The organism is Novosphingobium sp. DS6-6 (assembly GCF_057784975.1).
The window spans coordinates 148,488-162,689 of record NZ_JBYNTS010000008.1; the positions used below are offsets into that span (position 1 = coordinate 148,488).

Sequence of the window (14,202 nt, forward strand, 5' to 3'; positions counted from 1 at the left end):
TGGTCCTTGCCGACGCAAAGCAGCGCCCAGACGGTCGAAGCGGCAGCCTGCTGGGCATACGCGCTTCTCGTCCGGACAGCAGGCTTCCTCTCCTGCGCAGGCAACAGCGCATTGGAGGGCCGCAACGCAGTGCGTTGCCTCAAGGAGCCCTAAAGCGCCTTCGGACCGTTACAGCGGATTGTCCAGCTTGATCACTTCCTCGTTGCTCTTGCGCTGGGTCGTGTGCAGTTGGCGCGGCTGGGCGAAGCTGGCGAGTACGGGGGCGTCGCGGCCGTAAAGGTCCTTGAAGCTGCGCATCGTGCCGTTCACGTCGCGCGCCACGGTGAAATAGGTGAGATAGACCGGAAAAGGCTTGGTCATCGGCACTTTGGTATACTTGCCCGAGAGATTGTATTCCACGGCCGTGTCCTTGGGCAGGTCCGCCCCCAGGATCGCCATGGTCATCGCCAGTTCGGTGGCGCGTTCGGCGCGGATGCAGCCGTGCGAAAGGGCGCGGTTTTCCTGGGCGAACAGGCTGCGCTGCGGCGTGTCGTGAATATAGATGGCAAATTCGTTGGGCATGTCGAGCTTGACGCGGCCCAGCGAATTGTTGTCGCCAGGCTGCTGCACCACCTGGATCGTGCCGTCGGAAAGCTGCTTCACGGCATAGTTCAGGCGCTTGGCCTTGGCCGGGTGGGCCAAAAGGTCGGCGCCCAGCCCTTCGCCCTTGACGATCGATTGAGGCACTGTCCAGGTCGGGTTGAACACCACGTTTTCCACCATTTCGGCCAGTTGCGGCGTGGCCGTCTTGCCCGGCTTGCCAACGATGGCGCGATAAGTGGTGATGATCTGGTTGTTGACCGTGAGCCGCAGCATCTGCTCGGGCACGTTGATGATCAGGTATTGTAGGCCCAGATCGCGCGCCAGCCAGCGCCAGCGGTCCATGTTGGCGCGCACCAGGGCCAGCTTCTGCGGGTCCTTGGTGGTCTGCAGCAACTGGCGCAGCAGCGCGTAATCGGGATGGGTGGGCAAAAGGCTGCGCAGCGTGCCTTTCACATCGTGCGTTTCGGTGGCCTGGGCCAGCAGGGCCGAATTGGGGTGCAGATCCTGATCCGGGTCCACGGCAAACCATTGCACGCGTGCAGGCATCGGCGTGCGCCCGTCGCGCAGGTCTTCGGCCAGCCATACGAACAGCCGGCTCGCCAGCTGGTCCAGATCGTCGCTCTCGCCCCTGGCGATCGCGGCGGCCAGGGCGGCAGGCTGATAGTCGCGGGCGAACAGGCCCTCGCTGCCGATGCCGCGGATCGTCGAAAGCAGGTCCCTGGCATCCTGCAGGGTCCAGACCGCGACGGGTGGCGGGGCTTCCACCTCGGGCAGGGCGGGCGGGGGCGGGGGAACCGCAACGGCCGCGTCCGGCGAAGGGGGAACGGCCGGAACGGTGACCGGGGCAGGCGCAGAAGGGGCACGCGGCTTGGGCGCCTGGCGCTGCGCCTGGGCGGTAAGGTCCACCGGGCCATCCTGCATGCGGGCCAAGGCAGGGGTCGAAAGCGCGAGCGGGGCAAGCAGGGCAGCCAGGGCCAGCGACGGCGCCGCGGCGAAACGCACACGGTTGTAGCGCTGCGGCCTGAATTTGCTGGGGTTCATCGGCTTGAAATTTCCTGTTGCCATTCGATTGCGCGCGGCTGGTGCACGGTTCATCTCTGCCCCATGCCTGTGCGGCAATCAAGCAGCGAGGCTTTCGCCAAGCTGAATCGGGCTTGCGAACGCGCGCCTGGCAAGGAAACGGCATTGGCCGTCGATCGTTTCCGGACATTCGTGGCAAGAGCGGGGGTCGCGGCGGGGCAAGGGCGGCGGAACGGCCAATGCCAGCCCATTCCGCGCTCGCTATCGCGGCGGCCATGCCGGGAGGCCGCTATTCCTCGCCGATCCTCTTCGCTTTTGCCGGCCCTGCCGGTTTCGGCCTGATCGACGGAGCGCTGAAGTTGGCAGTGCATGTGTCGCGGGCGGCGGTGGTGAGCCGGGGCTTTCGCCGCGCCGGTAACAACAGGCCCCGCTGACCGCCGCCGCCCTGATCGTGTCGCGCAGCGCCGCGATCACGGGTCTTTTCTCGAGGGGCATAGGCCCGTTGTGACCGCGCGGGTTCGCGAATCGCCAAGACCCTCGCGGCGCGGATGGCATGCGGACGCGCCCCGGACGCAAGGCCAGCCGGGTTACAGGCCCGCGGGTACAGGCGTGCGGGGTTACAGGCCCGCGAGGTACAGGGCAACCCGAGCGCCTGCGCCCACGCAACGAACCGGCCCGGCACGGCAATGCACATGCTATTGCGTCGCAATAAGGCAAATCCGGCAAATTTACCCGTTTCCCGCCCTTGACGGGGCGGCCCGGACAGCGCATCGCGGCGCCGTTCACGAGAGGCCCACGTGGCTGTCGCTGCCCCGGACGCAGGCATTGCATCGGGAAAGGCACCGGCCTTCGCGTCTGCGGTCCTCGCAAACGGCAGGAGGATTTCGCTTAGCCATGACCCAGGTCGGACAGGACTCGCTCGGCACGCGCAGCACGCTCACCGTCGGCGGCAAGACGGTTGCCTACTACTCGCTCAGGAAAGCCGCCGAAAAGCTTGGCGACGTTTCGCGGCTGCCCTTCTCGATGAAGGTGCTGCTGGAAAACCTTCTGCGTTTCGAAGACGGGGGCTTCACCGTTTCCACCGACGACGTCAAGGCTCTGGTCGATTGGCAGAGCAACCCGTCGAGCAGCGCGGAAATCCAGTATCGGCCGGCGCGCGTGCTGCTGCAGGATTTCACCGGGGTGCCCTGCGTGGTCGATCTTGCCGCCATGCGCGATGCCATTGCCCGGCTGGGCGGCGATACCAGCAAGATCAACCCACTGGTGCCGGTCCACCTGGTGATCGACCACTCGGTGATGGTCGATGAATTCGGCCATCCCAAGGCGTTCGAACAGAACGTGGAAATCGAATACTATCGCAATGGCGAGCGCTACGATTTCCTCAAGTGGGGTTCCAAGTCGCTGTCGAACTTCCACGCCGTGCCGCCGGGCACCGGCATCTGCCACCAGGTCAATCTCGAACATATCGCCCAGGCGGTGTGGACCTCGCAGGATCAGAACGGCGAACTGGTCGCCTATCCCGACACCTGCGTCGGCACCGACAGCCACACCACCATGATCAACGGCCTGGGCGTGCTGGGCTGGGGCGTGGGCGGCATCGAAGCCGAAGCGGCCATGCTCGGCCAGCCGGTCTCCATGCTCATTCCCGAAGTGGTGGGCTTCCGTTTCACCGGCCAGCTCCAGGAAGGCGTGACGGCCACCGATCTCGTGCTCACCGCCACCAACATGCTGCGCAAGCACGGCGTGGTCGGCCGTTTCGTCGAATACTTCGGCCCGGGCCTTGCCGGCCTTACCCTGGCCGACCGGGCGACGCTTGCCAACATGGCGCCCGAATACGGCGCCACTTGCGGCTTTTTCGGCATCGATGAAAAGACACTCGACTATCTGCGCCTTACCGGTCGCGAGGAAGACCAGATCGCCCTGGTCGAAGCCTATGCCAAGGAGCAGGGCTTCTGGATCGATCCCGCGGTCGAGCCGGTCTTCACTTCCACCCTCGAACTCGATCTGTCCACCGTCGTGCCCTCGCTCGCCGGGCCGAAGCGTCCGCAGGACAAGGTCGTGCTTCCCGACGTGGACGACGTGTTCAACAGGGATCTGGGCGACGTCTACAAGAAGACCCAGTCGCGCGTGGCGGTCGACGGCAAGGATCACGACATCGGCGACGGCGACGTGGTGATCGCCGCGATCACCAGCTGCACCAACACCTCGAACCCGGGCGTGCTTATCGCCGCCGGTCTGGTCGCCAAGAAGGCCGACGAACTCGGCCTCAAGCCCAAGCCCTGGGTCAAGACCTCGCTGGCGCCGGGTTCGCAGGTGGTGACCGACTACCTGATCAAGGCCGGCCTGCAATCGCACCTCGACAACATCGGCTTCAATCTGGTCGGCTATGGCTGCACCACCTGTATCGGCAATTCCGGCCCGCTGGCCGAACCGATCAGCAAGGCGATCAACGAAAACGGGATCGTCGCGGCATCGGTGATTTCGGGCAACCGCAATTTCGAAGGCCGCGTCAGCCCCGATGTGCGTGCCAATTTCCTGGCTTCGCCGCCCCTCGTCGTCGCCTATGCGCTCAAGGGCACGGTGGTCGAAGATTTCACCACCACGCCGATCGGCACCAGCAAGGATGGCGCTGCCGTCTATCTGAAAGACATCTGGCCGACCAACGCCGAAGTCGCCTCGGTCATGGCCGGGGCAGTGGATCGCGCGATGTTCCAGGCCCGCTATGCCGATGTCTACAAGGGCGACGGGCATTGGCAGGCGATCAACGTCACCGGTTCGGAAACCTATTCGTGGCGCGCCGGTTCGACGTATGTGGCCAATCCGCCCTATTTCGATGGCATGACCATGACGCCGGCACCGCTGTCTGACATCGTCAGTGCCAAGCCGCTGCTGATCCTGGGCGATTCGATCACCACCGACCACATCTCGCCGGCCGGCTCGATCAAGGCCGATAGCCCTGCGGGCAAGTGGCTGCAGGACCACCAGGTCGCCAAGGCGGATTTCAACTCCTATGGCGCGCGCCGTGGCCACCACGAAGTGATGATGCGCGGCACCTTTGCCAACATCCGCATCAAGAACGAGATGGTTCCCGGCACCGAGGGCGGCTTTTCGCGCTATGGCGACGAAGTCGGCGCGGTCTATGACGTGGCACAGAAGCACAAGGCCGATGGCACGCCGATGGTGGTCATCGCCGGCAAGGAATACGGCACCGGCTCCTCGCGCGATTGGGCGGCCAAGGGCACAAACCTGCTCGGCGTGCGCGCGGTGATTGTTGAAAGCTTCGAGCGTATCCATCGCTCGAACCTGGTCGGCATGGGCGTGCTGCCGCTGCAGTTCGTCGATGGGCAGACCCGCCAGAGCCTGGGGCTGACCGGCGACGACGCTTTCACGATCGAAGGCGTCGCCGCTCTCCAGCCGCGCCAGACGGTGACAGTGAACGTGACGCGCGCCGACGGCAGCAGCTTCACGTTCCCAGCGCTTTGCCGCATCGATACTGCCAACGAACTGGAATACTTCCGCAACGGCGGCATCCTGCACTACGTGCTGCGCAAGCTGGCGGCCTGATCGCGGCGCTTGGCATTCGCTGACAGGAACAAGGGCGGCTCCCCATCGGGGCCGCCCTTTCCATGCCCGCCACCCTCGATTTGGTCCGGGGTCCCGCTCGATTTGCGCGTCATCCCTGGATGACGATGGCCATCGCCCCATGAAAAGAGGGGCGGCCTCCCCCCGAAGACCGCCCCTCCCTGGAGCCCGTCAGGACGGGCTTGGCCGTGGATGCTCAAGCCGTCCTGCGGCTCCGGCCCCAGCGCTGCCGCGCGATCAGGGCTGCGGCTGCCGTGCCGAACAGCAGGACCATCGAAGGTTCCGGCACGTCGGTGCCGCCGGTGGTCGTGCCGCCGCTGGTCGATGTCGTGCCGTTCGACGAGGACGATGTGCTGGACGACGTGGATGAACTGGTCGAACTCGACGTGGAAGACGACGTCGAGGACGAGGTGCTGCTGCTTGTCGAAGTGGACGTGCTGACATTGCCCGACGAAGTGGACGAACTGGTCGAGACGTTGCCCGAAGACGTACTCACGTTGCCCGAAGAGGTCGATACGTTCCCGCTGGAGGTGGAGACGTTGCCGCTGGACGTGGAGACGTTGCCGCTGGACGTGGAGACGTTTCCGCTGGACGTGGAGACATTGCCGCTGGAGGTGGACGTGGAGCCGCCCGAGGTTGACGTCGATCCCCCTGACGTCGAGCTGGATGTCGATCCGCCCGAAGTCGAGGTGGAGCCGCCCGAGGTGGATGTCGATCCGCCCGAGGTCGACGTGGAGCCCGTGCTGGTTGAAGATACCACCACGCTGCCGCCGCCCCCGCCGCCGCCGAAGAACCCACCGAAGAAGCCCCCGCCAAAGCCGCCCACCGGGCCGCCGCCGATCACCACCGGCACGCCGCCACCGCCGCCGCCCTGCTGCTGCGGGGGAAGGGGGGCCATATAGGGCACAGGGGCCATCGCATATTGCTGCGCGGGGGCGCAGGCCTGGGTGGTCACGGTCGTGATGACCTTGCGCTGGCGGTGCACGACGCGCTGGGGTGCGCGGCGAACCACGCGGCGCGGCTTGGCCTGCTTGGTCTTGATCGGCTTGACGTGATGGATTTCGCCAGAACCGGGCGCTTCGGAAACGTGCACCGCCCCACCGCCCAGCACTGCGCCGCCCGCTGCGCAGGCCGCCAGTTTCGCCAATGCCATCCGAACCGACATGATCGTTTGCTTTCGCTGAATACCCGGAATGCCTGACAGCAACCGTTTAACAGGCCGTTGCCGGGTTTCCCTGTGCCGCAACAACGCAGATCATGGCCGCAGCGTCTATCGCGTTAACCACAAATTCAGCCTTTACGCACGCCGGTTTTGTCGCATTTTGGAAACAGGTGTTAACTATGTCCCAATCTGGAACCTTTGGCCGCGTCAGTGTTGCCGTTTCCGACAGGCCCTTGAAGCTCAATCGGCGTCGAACAGGCCGGGCAGGGCATCGGGGGGCGGCCCGGGCATCTGCGCGCTGGGCGGGGTGATTCCCAGATGCTGCCAGGCCCGGTCGTTCAGGCAGCGTCCCCGCGCGGTGCGCGCCACCAGGCCCAACTGGATCAGATAGGGCTCGATCACTTCCTCGATCGTGTCACGCGGCTCCGAAAGGCCGGCCGCAAGCGTTTCCACGCCCACGGGGCCACCTTTATAGATGTCGGCGATCATCGTCAGATAGCGGCGATCCTGAAGGTCCAGCCCCAGGGCGTCCACTTCCAGGCGCGTCAGTGCTTGATCGGCAAGAGCGCGGGTGATCGTGCCGTCGCCGATGACCTGGGCGAAATCGCGCACCCGGCGCAGCAGGCGCCCGGCCACGCGCGGGGTGCCCCGCGCGCGCCTGGCGATCTCGCGCGCGCCATCGCCGTCGATGCTCACGCCCATCAGGCAGGCGCCGCGGGTTACCACGCGTTCCAGTTCGGCCACCGTATAGAACTGCAGCCGCACGGGGATGCCGAATCGATCGCGCAGCGGCGTCTGCAGCAGGCCCTGGCGCGTGGTCGCGCCGATCAGCGTGAACGGCGGCAGATCGATCCGCACCGATCGCGCTGATGGCCCTTCGCCGATGATCAGGTCGAGCGCGCGGTCTTCCATCGCCGGATAGAGCACTTCCTCGACCACCGGGTTGAGGCGATGAATCTCATCGATGAACAGCACATCGCCCGATTCCAGATTGGTGAGCAGGGCGGCCAGATCGCCCGATTTGGCAATCACCGGGCCTGACGTGGCCCGGAAATTGACTCCCAGTTCGCGGGCGATGATCTGCGCCAGCGTGGTCTTGCCCAGGCCCGGGGGTCCAAAGAACAGCACGTGATCCATCGCCTCGCGGCGCTGCCTGGCGCTGGCGATGAACACTTTCAGGTTTTCGCGCGCGGCTTCCTGCCCCACGAATTCGGCCAGCGTCTTGGGCCGCAGCGCGGCGTCGGGATCCTCCGCCTGGGCCTTGGCGGAAAGCAGGGGATTATCGGTCATGGTCTCGGTCCGCAATGCGGGGCGCAAGACTGCCGGCTCGATCCAAGGTCCGGCGTGCCGCCTGGCTGTGCCGCGCGCGCATCACCCGGTCGCCCGCTTGAGCGCTACGCGCACCAGATCGTTCAACGCCGCTTCCTCGCCCAGTTCCTTGATCGCAAAGGCCACCGCGCTCGATGCCACGGCCGGCTTGAAACCCAGGTTCTGCAAAGCGGAAATGGCATCGGCGCTGGCCGATCCGGCGGGCAGGGCGATGCCGGCCTCGGCCGCAATGCCGAGCCCGCCGGACAGACCGGCCAATCCGCCGGCCTTGTCTTTCAATTCGTTGACGATGCGGCTCGCCAGCTTGGGCCCCACGCCGTTGGCGCGGGCCACCATCGCCGCATCGCCGCCGGCGCAGGCGCGCTGCAATTCCTCGACGGTCAGTGCCGAAAGGATCGCCAGCGCCACTTTCGAGCCGACCCCCTGCACGGCGGTAAGCAGGCGGAACCACGCGCGCTCGCCCGCGCTGGCAAAGCCGATCAGGCGCTGGTCGGTTTCGCTCACCTGCATTTCGGTGTGCACCACGATCCGGTCGCCACGCACGCCCAGGTGCGTCAACGTCTTGGCCGAGCAATGCACCAGGTAACCCACGCCGTTCACGTCGATGATCGCCCAGTCCGGGCCAGTCTCGTCAAGCATGCCGGTCAATTTGGCGATCATGGTTTGTTCCCTATGGCAGGGAACCCGGCGCGGTGCAACCGGGGTTGAGGAACCGGCGGCGTCGGTTGCTCAGCGATGGCTGCCAAGCATGTTGGCATGGGTGATCGCCACGGCCAGCGCATCGGCCGCGTCTTCGCCGGCGAGCGTTACCCCGGGCAACAGGATTTTCAGCATGTGCTGGATCTGCTGCTTTTCCGCGCCGCCGGTGCCGACCAGCGCCTTCTTGATCACCTTGGTGGGATATTCGGCCACCGGCATGCCCGATCGTGCCAGGCTGAGCATGGCCACGCCGCGCGCCTGGCCCAGCTTGAGCGTCGATTGCGGGTTCACGTTGACGAAGACTTCCTCCACCGCGCCGCTATCGGGCCGGTGCCGCAGGATCACGTCGGTCAGGGCCGCATCGAGTTCCACCAGCCGCTGCGCCATCGTGGCCTTGGCATCGGTGCGGATCTGGCCATTGGCGACATGGCTCAGCCGGCTGCCCGCCTTGGCCACCACGCCCCAGCCGGTGCAGGTAAGCCCGGGATCGATGCCCAGGATGATCATCGCGCCAAGGTCCTCCACCGCCCAGCGGGGGGGAGCTCACCCCCACCACCCCGCGCTGCGCGCGCGGTCCCCGTCCCCCTCTGCGAGAGGGAGGATCGCAAGGCCCTCTCACCCGTCACCCCGGACATGATCCGGGGTCCCGCTGCTCCGTGCCCGCTGTCACCGGCGGAAGCGGCAAGAAAGACCGGTCACCCCAGCTTTTCCATCACATCGTCGGGGATCTCGTAATTGCCCCAGACGGTCTGCACATCGTCATCGTCGTCCAGCACGTCGATCAGCTTGAGCAGCGTCGCCGCATCGTCGGCCGATACCGTGGTCTTGAGGCTGGGCTTCCACGCCAGCCTGACCGCCGCGGCTTCGCCCAGCACCTTTTCCATCTCGCGCGAAACAGGGTGCAGGTTGTCGATCGCGGTCCAGATCTGGTGCGCGTCCTCGTCGGACTCCACGTCGTCCGCGCCGGCTTCGATCGCGGCTTCCAGCACCTTTTCCTCGTCGCCCGCGCCGGCCGGGTATTCGATCAGGCCCAGCCGTTCGAAGCCATGGCTGACCGCGCCCGAAGCGCCCAGGTTGCCGCCGTTCTTGGCAAAGGCGGTGCGCACGTTGGTGGCCGTGCGATTGCGGTTGTCGGTCAGCGCTTCCACGATCAGCGCCACGCCGCCCGGGCCATAGCCTTCATAGCGCACTTCTTCGTAGTTCTCGCCATCGCCCTTGCTGGCCTTGTCGATCGCGCGCTGGATATTGTCCTTGGGCATCGATTGCGCCTTGGCGGCGTTGATCGCGGCGCGCAGGCGGGGGTTCATGTCCGGATCGGGCATGCCCATCTTGGCGGCCACGGTGATTTCGCGCGAAAGCTTGGAAAACATCGCCGAGCGCTTTTTGTCCTGCGCGCCCTTGCGATGCATGATGTTCTTGAATTTGGAATGGCCTGCCATGGGTCTGCTTCTTGCGGCTGATGGTTGGAACGCGAACGTTGGCCACGGCCCCTAGACCAAGCGATGCAAAACGGCAATCGGCATGGAAATGGGCAGGAATCGGTTCGCGGCGGCACACGTGGCGTTAACCGCCGCGGCGATAGGCTGAAAGCATGTCGTTCCCGCTGCTTTCAACCGCGCATGCTTTTCTTGCCTTCCTGCGCCGCCCCCGCTGGACGCGTCCCCTGGGCCTTGCCCGTGCCGAAGGCCGCGCGCTGTGGCGCGGGGCCACCGGGCTTTACGTTGCCGGGCTGGTCGTGCTGGTCCTGGCGCTGTCCGTGTGGCAGCGGGCCATGGGCCTGCCGTCGGCCGAAGCTTTTGGTCGATGGCCGCCGGCCTTGCTGCTGCCGGCGGTGACGGTGCTTGCGCCGGTGGCCGAAGAAAGCGTCTTTCGCGGCTGGCTTTCGGGCCGCCCGCGCGCGCTGGTGCTCCTGGCCGGTCTTGCGCTCGCGCTTGCCGCGCTTTGGGCGATGCGCGACGGTGCAGCCCATCGCTTGGCATGGGGCGCGCTTCTCCTTGCGCTCGTCGGTACGGGCGCCGGTTGGCTCGTGTTGCGTCGCCGGGAAACGCCCGCCTGGTTCAAGGCTGCGTTTCCGGTACTGTTCCTGATCCAGGCGGTGGTCTTCGCGCTGCTCCATCTCGGCAACTATCCGCGCATCACGCCGTCGCTGCTGCCCATGGTGCTGCCGCAACTGTGGGCCGGGCTGGTTTTCGGGTTCGTCCGCGTGCGCATCGGCCTGCCCGCGGCCATGCTGACGCATGCCATCGGCAACGCGGTGGCGGTGACGGCGGCGTTCCTGCTCTAGGCCGCCTAGCAGTTCCTGCTCGGGCTCAATCGATGCCGAGCGCGTTCTTGTAGACGTCGAGGATCGCTTCCATCTCGCGGCGATCGTCGGGCTTCATTTTTCGCAGGCGCACGATCTGGCGCATGATCTTGGCGTCATAGCCGGCGGCCTTGGCCTCGCTGTAGACGTCCTTGATATCGTCACCGATCCCTTTCTTTTCCTCTTCCAGGCGTTCGATGCGCTCGATCAAAAGGCGCAGGCGATCATCGGCGGCGTCGGCCATGGGATATGCTCCGAATCTGGTAGTGGCGAATCTGGTCGTGAATGGCCATGCGGCCCCCCCCCGGCGCGCGCAGATAGCGGCCCGAGCGCCGGCTGGCAAAGCCGTGCCTGTGGAAAGATCGCGCTACAACGGGGGGTCAATCCCGGGGCGCCGGGTTCTTGTTCATGCTTTCCGCCATGCGGGCCAGTTGTTCCGGCGTGGCCGGCGGCTGATAGCGTGCTTTCCATTCGTCGGCGGGCAGACCATGAATCGCGGTGCGCGCGGCGGTCTTGTCCAGCGGGGCGCCCGCTTCAACGATCCAGTCGGCCAGGCAATTGCGGCAGAAACCCGCAAGGCCCATCAGATCGATGTTCTGGGCGTCGTGGCGATGGCGCAAATGGCGCACCAGGCGGCGAAACGCGGCGGCGGCCACCGCATCGTCCAGTCGGTCCAGCGGATCGGTGGCGGCATCGTGCATCCCGGCTTGGGGAGAATTCGTATCCATAGTCATCATCCCTTGGGTTTTCAGCCCGCATAGGCCATAGCCCCGGCCGATAGGAAGAGGAGTTGTCGTATCCATGGCCAAGCCCGACAAGCGCGAACGCAAGGTCAAGATCCTCGCCACCGTGGGGCCGGCCAGCCGCTCGCCAGACATGCTGGAGAAACTGTTCCGCGCCGGGGCCGATGCGTTTCGCGTAAACATGAGCCATGGCGAACACGCGATCCACGCCGAAACCATTGCCAGCATCCGCGCGCTCGAAGCGCGGGTGCAGCGCCCGATCACGGTCCTGTGCGATCTCCAGGGTCCCAAGCTGCGCGTGGGCACGTTCAAGGATGGCCGCGCGGTGATCCGCCATTCCGGCCACTTCACGCTCGATCGCGATCCCGCGCCGGGCGACGAGACTCGTGTGTGCCTGCCGCATCCCGAACTGTTCGGCATTCTCAGAAAGGGCCAGCGCCTGCTGATCGATGACGGCAAGCTGCGCCTGCGGGTGATTCGGGCCGATGCCGATGCGATCTTCTGTTCGGCCGAGGTGGGCGGGGTCATTTCCGATCGCAAGGGCGTCAACGTGCCCGATGCGGTGGTGCCGGTGCCCGCGTTGACCGACAAGGACCGGCGCGATCTGGCCTTTGCCGTGGAACACGGTGCCGACTGGATCGCCCTCTCTTTCGTGCAGCGCCCCGAAGACGTGGCCGAAGCGCGGCGCCTGATGGGCGGCTATGGCGCACTCATGGCCAAGATCGAAAAGCCTGCTGCCGTCTCGCGCCTCGAAGAGATTCTCGAACTGTCCGACGGCATCATGGTGGCTCGCGGCGATCTGGGCGTCGAGCTCAATCCCGAAGAAGTTCCCCCGCTGCAAAAGCGCATCGTGGAAAGCGCGCGCCGCCAGGGCAAGCCGGTGGTCGTCGCCACGCAGATGCTGGAATCGATGATCGAGACGCCCACCCCCACGCGCGCCGAAGTGTCGGACGTGGCCAATGCCGTCTACGATGGTGCCGATGCGGTGATGCTTTCGGCCGAAACCGCCGCGGGCGCCTGGCCGGAAGAAGCGGTCAGCATCATGAACCGCATTGCCGTCCAGGTCGAAAGCGATCCCGGCTTTGCCGCGCGCGTCCATTTCATCGAGACTCTGCCCGATCCCACCACGGCCGATGCCCTGGCCGAAGCCTGCGCCTCGATCGCGCAGACATTGCCGATCGCCGGGATCATCGTGTTCACCGGATCGGGCTCCACCGCGCGCCGGGTCGCGCGCGAGCGGCCGGGCGTGCCCATGCTGGTGCTCACTCCCAGCCAGCGCACCGCGCGCAAGGTGGGGCTGCTGTGGGGCGCCCATGCCGTCGCCACCAAGGACATCGGCAGTTTCGAGGAAATGATCGCCAAGGGCAAGCGCATGGCGCTGCGCCACGATTTCGGCACGGCCGGGTCAAAGCTGGTCGCGCTGGCGGGGGTGCCGTTCGGCACGCCGGGCGCCACAAACCTGCTGCACGTGGTCACGCTGACCGGCGATGAGCTCAAGCAGCACAAGGACGCCTGACCGGCAGCGTCGCGCCACGGGAACGCGGCGTCAGCCGCGCGCGCCGAACAATGCCGATCCCACCCGCACATGAGTCGCGCCTAGCATGATCGCGGTTTCGAAATCCTCGCTCATGCCCATCGAACGGCCGGCAAGGCCGTGATCGCCGGCCATCCGGTCGAGCAGGGCAAAGAACGGTGCGGCTTCGATCCCGGCCGGCGGCACGCACATCAGGCCGATCACCGGCAGCGCGGCAATGCGCGCCTGATCCAGCAGGGCGGGCAGATCGGCAATGGCGCAGCCGCCTTTCTGCGCTTCGGCGCCGATGTTCACCTGCACGAACAGCGGCACGCGGCGGCCGGTCCTGTCCATGGCCCGTGCCAGGGCGGTTGCCAGCGAGGGGCGATCGAGCGAATGGATGCAATCGAACAGGGCCACCGCATCGTCGGCCTTGTTGGATTGCAACTGGCCCATAAGGTGCAGTTCCAGCCCTTCGTGCTCCGCGCGCAGCGGTGCCCACTTGGCCTGGGCTTCCTGCACGCGGTTTTCGCCGAACACCTTCTGCCCCGCCGCGATCAACGGGCGGATCGCCTCGGCCGGGTGAGTCTTGGAAACCGCCACCAGCGTCACCTCTTCGGGGGCGCGGCGGGCCAGGCGCGCGGCCTGGGCGATGCGGCCGCGAATGGCGTCTAGCGCGGGATGCTCTGGTCCAGTCATGGCGCGGTGCTATAGCGCGATCATGGCAAAGCGCTACCCCGTGCCGCGGCTGGTTCTGCTCAGCGATGCGCGCAACGATGCCGTGCTGGCGCGCGCGCTGCGGCGCCTGCCGGCGGGCAGCGCGCTTGTCTTCCGGCATTATCATCTGACAGCCGACGAACGCCGCCGCCGCTGGGCCGCGCTGCGCCGCCCGGCCCGGGCGCGCGGCGTGGCCCTGATCGCGGCCGGCGCGCCGTGCGGGCGGGGCGGGCAGGGGCGCTATGGCCCGCCGGGCGCGCTGGGCCGGGAAAGCGGCCTGCGCCTGGCGACGGCCCATTCCCTGCGCGAAATCGGCCAGGCGGCGCGCGCGCGGGCCGATGCCGTGCTGCTCTCCCCGGTGCTGCCCACGCGCAGCCATCCCGGCGCCCCCGTCCTTGGCATGGTGCGGTTCCTGCTGCTGGCAGCGCACAGCCCCGTGCCGGTCCTGGCGCTGGGCGGCATGACGCAGGCCGCGGAGCGGCGCCTGCCCCGCCGGGGTGCGGTGCACGGCTGGGCGGCGATCGACGGTCTTTCCTGAATCCCCCCGAATTTA

At 66.6% G+C, this 14,202-nt stretch carries 16 protein-coding genes; 7 read left to right on the forward strand and 9 right to left on the reverse strand.

Going from position 1 to position 14,202, the window contains the following annotated elements; all coding sequences use genetic code 11:
• Positions 1–168: 168 nt before the first annotated feature.
• Complete coding sequence (locus AC3EDY_RS11505; protein ID WP_488572634.1) at positions 169–1,623, reverse strand: L,D-transpeptidase family protein; 1,455 nt, start codon at positions 1,621–1,623, stop codon at positions 169–171.
• Positions 1,624–1,841: 218 nt separating this feature from the next.
• Here AC3EDY_RS11505 and AC3EDY_RS11510 point away from each other — a divergent pair, with 218 nt between their 5' ends.
• Together AC3EDY_RS11510 and acnA are read left to right on the forward strand one after the other, a co-directional pair.
• A complete protein-coding gene (locus AC3EDY_RS11510; protein WP_488572635.1) occupies positions 1,842–2,036 on the forward strand; it encodes a hypothetical protein in 195 nt (64 codons plus the stop codon).
• A gap of 460 nt (positions 2,037–2,496) precedes the next feature.
• Positions 2,497–5,166, forward strand: a complete 2,670-nt coding sequence (acnA, locus tag AC3EDY_RS11515; protein ID WP_488572636.1) for an aconitate hydratase AcnA — start codon at positions 2,497–2,499, stop codon at positions 5,164–5,166.
• Positions 5,167–5,380: 214 nt separating this feature from the next.
• Here the strand turns inward: acnA and AC3EDY_RS11520 are convergent, their stop codons facing one another.
• Positions 5,381–5,458, reverse strand: a complete 78-nt coding sequence (locus tag AC3EDY_RS11520; protein ID WP_488572679.1) for a hypothetical protein — start codon at positions 5,456–5,458, stop codon at positions 5,381–5,383.
• Here AC3EDY_RS11520 and AC3EDY_RS11525 point away from each other — a divergent pair.
• Positions 5,439–6,086: a hypothetical protein gene (locus AC3EDY_RS11525; protein WP_488572637.1), complete on the forward strand. Its 648-nt coding sequence runs from the start codon at positions 5,439–5,441 to the stop codon at positions 6,084–6,086. The genes AC3EDY_RS11520 and AC3EDY_RS11525 overlap by 20 nt on opposite strands.
• 77 nt (positions 6,087–6,163) lie before the next feature.
• Complete coding sequence (locus AC3EDY_RS11530) at positions 6,164–6,385, forward strand: hypothetical protein (protein ID WP_488572638.1); 222 nt, start codon at positions 6,164–6,166, stop codon at positions 6,383–6,385.
• A 201-nt stretch (positions 6,386–6,586) separates the two neighbouring features.
• Here the strand turns inward: AC3EDY_RS11530 and ruvB are convergent, their stop codons facing one another.
• The 4 genes from ruvB to AC3EDY_RS11550 form a co-directional block, all read right to left on the reverse strand.
• A complete protein-coding gene (gene ruvB, locus AC3EDY_RS11535) occupies positions 6,587–7,636 on the reverse strand; it encodes a Holliday junction branch migration DNA helicase RuvB (RefSeq protein WP_488572639.1) in 1,050 nt (349 codons plus the stop codon).
• An 81-nt stretch (positions 7,637–7,717) separates the two neighbouring features.
• Positions 7,718–8,335: a Holliday junction branch migration protein RuvA gene (gene ruvA, locus AC3EDY_RS11540; protein WP_488572640.1), complete on the reverse strand. Its 618-nt coding sequence runs from the start codon at positions 8,333–8,335 to the stop codon at positions 7,718–7,720.
• A 69-nt stretch (positions 8,336–8,404) separates the two neighbouring features.
• Entirely contained in the window at positions 8,405–8,881 is a 477-nt protein-coding gene (gene ruvC / locus AC3EDY_RS11545; protein WP_488572641.1) for a crossover junction endodeoxyribonuclease RuvC, read from the reverse strand.
• A gap of 188 nt (positions 8,882–9,069) precedes the next feature.
• Positions 9,070–9,813, reverse strand: a complete 744-nt coding sequence (locus AC3EDY_RS11550; protein ID WP_488572642.1) for a YebC/PmpR family DNA-binding transcriptional regulator — start codon at positions 9,811–9,813, stop codon at positions 9,070–9,072.
• Positions 9,814–9,965: 152 nt separating this feature from the next.
• Between AC3EDY_RS11550 and AC3EDY_RS11555 the strand changes: the two genes are divergently transcribed.
• A complete protein-coding gene (locus tag AC3EDY_RS11555; protein WP_488572643.1) occupies positions 9,966–10,658 on the forward strand; it encodes a CPBP family glutamic-type intramembrane protease in 693 nt (230 codons plus the stop codon).
• A gap of 25 nt (positions 10,659–10,683) precedes the next feature.
• Here AC3EDY_RS11555 and AC3EDY_RS11560 read toward each other — a convergent pair whose 3' ends face one another.
• Both AC3EDY_RS11560 and AC3EDY_RS11565 read right to left on the reverse strand, forming a co-directional pair.
• Positions 10,684–10,920: a DUF2312 domain-containing protein gene (locus AC3EDY_RS11560; protein WP_333838536.1), complete on the reverse strand. Its 237-nt coding sequence runs from the start codon at positions 10,918–10,920 to the stop codon at positions 10,684–10,686.
• A gap of 136 nt (positions 10,921–11,056) precedes the next feature.
• Positions 11,057–11,404 carry a DUF1244 domain-containing protein gene (locus AC3EDY_RS11565; protein WP_488572644.1) on the reverse strand — a complete coding sequence of 116 codons (348 nt, stop codon included), beginning with the start codon at positions 11,402–11,404 and terminating at the stop codon, positions 11,057–11,059.
• Positions 11,405–11,477: 73 nt separating this feature from the next.
• Between AC3EDY_RS11565 and pyk the strand changes: the two genes are divergently transcribed.
• Positions 11,478–12,935 carry a pyruvate kinase gene (gene pyk / locus AC3EDY_RS11570; protein ID WP_488572645.1) on the forward strand — a complete coding sequence of 486 codons (1,458 nt, stop codon included), beginning with the start codon at positions 11,478–11,480 and terminating at the stop codon, positions 12,933–12,935.
• Positions 12,936–12,965: 30 nt separating this feature from the next.
• On the opposite strand, the gene AC3EDY_RS11575 is transcribed toward pyk, so the two are convergent.
• A complete protein-coding gene (locus tag AC3EDY_RS11575) occupies positions 12,966–13,631 on the reverse strand; it encodes a YggS family pyridoxal phosphate-dependent enzyme (protein WP_488572646.1) in 666 nt (221 codons plus the stop codon).
• Positions 13,632–13,653: 22 nt separating this feature from the next.
• Between AC3EDY_RS11575 and AC3EDY_RS11580 the strand changes: the two genes are divergently transcribed.
• Positions 13,654–14,187, forward strand: a complete 534-nt coding sequence (locus tag AC3EDY_RS11580) for a thiamine phosphate synthase (protein ID WP_488572647.1) — start codon at positions 13,654–13,656, stop codon at positions 14,185–14,187.
• The last annotated feature ends 15 nt before the right edge of the window (positions 14,188–14,202 follow it).

Excerpts from the sequence above, each read along its gene's own strand:
- AC3EDY_RS11560 (WP_333838536.1), bottom strand. The coding sequence starts at position 10,920 with ATGGCCGACGCCGCCGATGATCGCCTGCGCCTTTTGATCGAGCGCATC.
- ruvC (WP_488572641.1), bottom strand. The coding sequence starts at position 8,881 with ATGATCATCCTGGGCATCGATCCCGGGCTTACCTGCACCGGCTGGGGC.
- AC3EDY_RS11575 (WP_488572646.1), bottom strand. The coding sequence starts at position 13,631 with ATGACTGGACCAGAGCATCCCGCGCTAGACGCCATTCGCGGCCGCATC.
- acnA (WP_488572636.1), top strand. The coding sequence starts at position 2,497 with ATGACCCAGGTCGGACAGGACTCGCTCGGCACGCGCAGCACGCTCACC.
- AC3EDY_RS11580 (WP_488572647.1), top strand. The coding sequence starts at position 13,654 with ATGGCAAAGCGCTACCCCGTGCCGCGGCTGGTTCTGCTCAGCGATGCG.
- AC3EDY_RS11505 (WP_488572634.1), bottom strand. The coding sequence starts at position 1,623 with ATGAACCCCAGCAAATTCAGGCCGCAGCGCTACAACCGTGTGCGTTTC.
- AC3EDY_RS11555 (WP_488572643.1), top strand. The coding sequence starts at position 9,966 with ATGTCGTTCCCGCTGCTTTCAACCGCGCATGCTTTTCTTGCCTTCCTG.
- AC3EDY_RS11550 (WP_488572642.1), bottom strand. The coding sequence starts at position 9,813 with ATGGCAGGCCATTCCAAATTCAAGAACATCATGCATCGCAAGGGCGCG.
- AC3EDY_RS11510 (WP_488572635.1), top strand. The coding sequence starts at position 1,842 with ATGCCAGCCCATTCCGCGCTCGCTATCGCGGCGGCCATGCCGGGAGGC.
- ruvB (WP_488572639.1), bottom strand. The coding sequence starts at position 7,636 with ATGACCGATAATCCCCTGCTTTCCGCCAAGGCCCAGGCGGAGGATCCC.
- pyk (WP_488572645.1), top strand. The coding sequence starts at position 11,478 with ATGGCCAAGCCCGACAAGCGCGAACGCAAGGTCAAGATCCTCGCCACC.
- ruvA (WP_488572640.1), bottom strand. The coding sequence starts at position 8,335 with ATGATCGCCAAATTGACCGGCATGCTTGACGAGACTGGCCCGGACTGG.
- AC3EDY_RS11520 (WP_488572679.1), bottom strand. The coding sequence starts at position 5,458 with ATGGTCCTGCTGTTCGGCACGGCAGCCGCAGCCCTGATCGCGCGGCAG.
- AC3EDY_RS11565 (WP_488572644.1), bottom strand. The coding sequence starts at position 11,404 with ATGGATACGAATTCTCCCCAAGCCGGGATGCACGATGCCGCCACCGAT.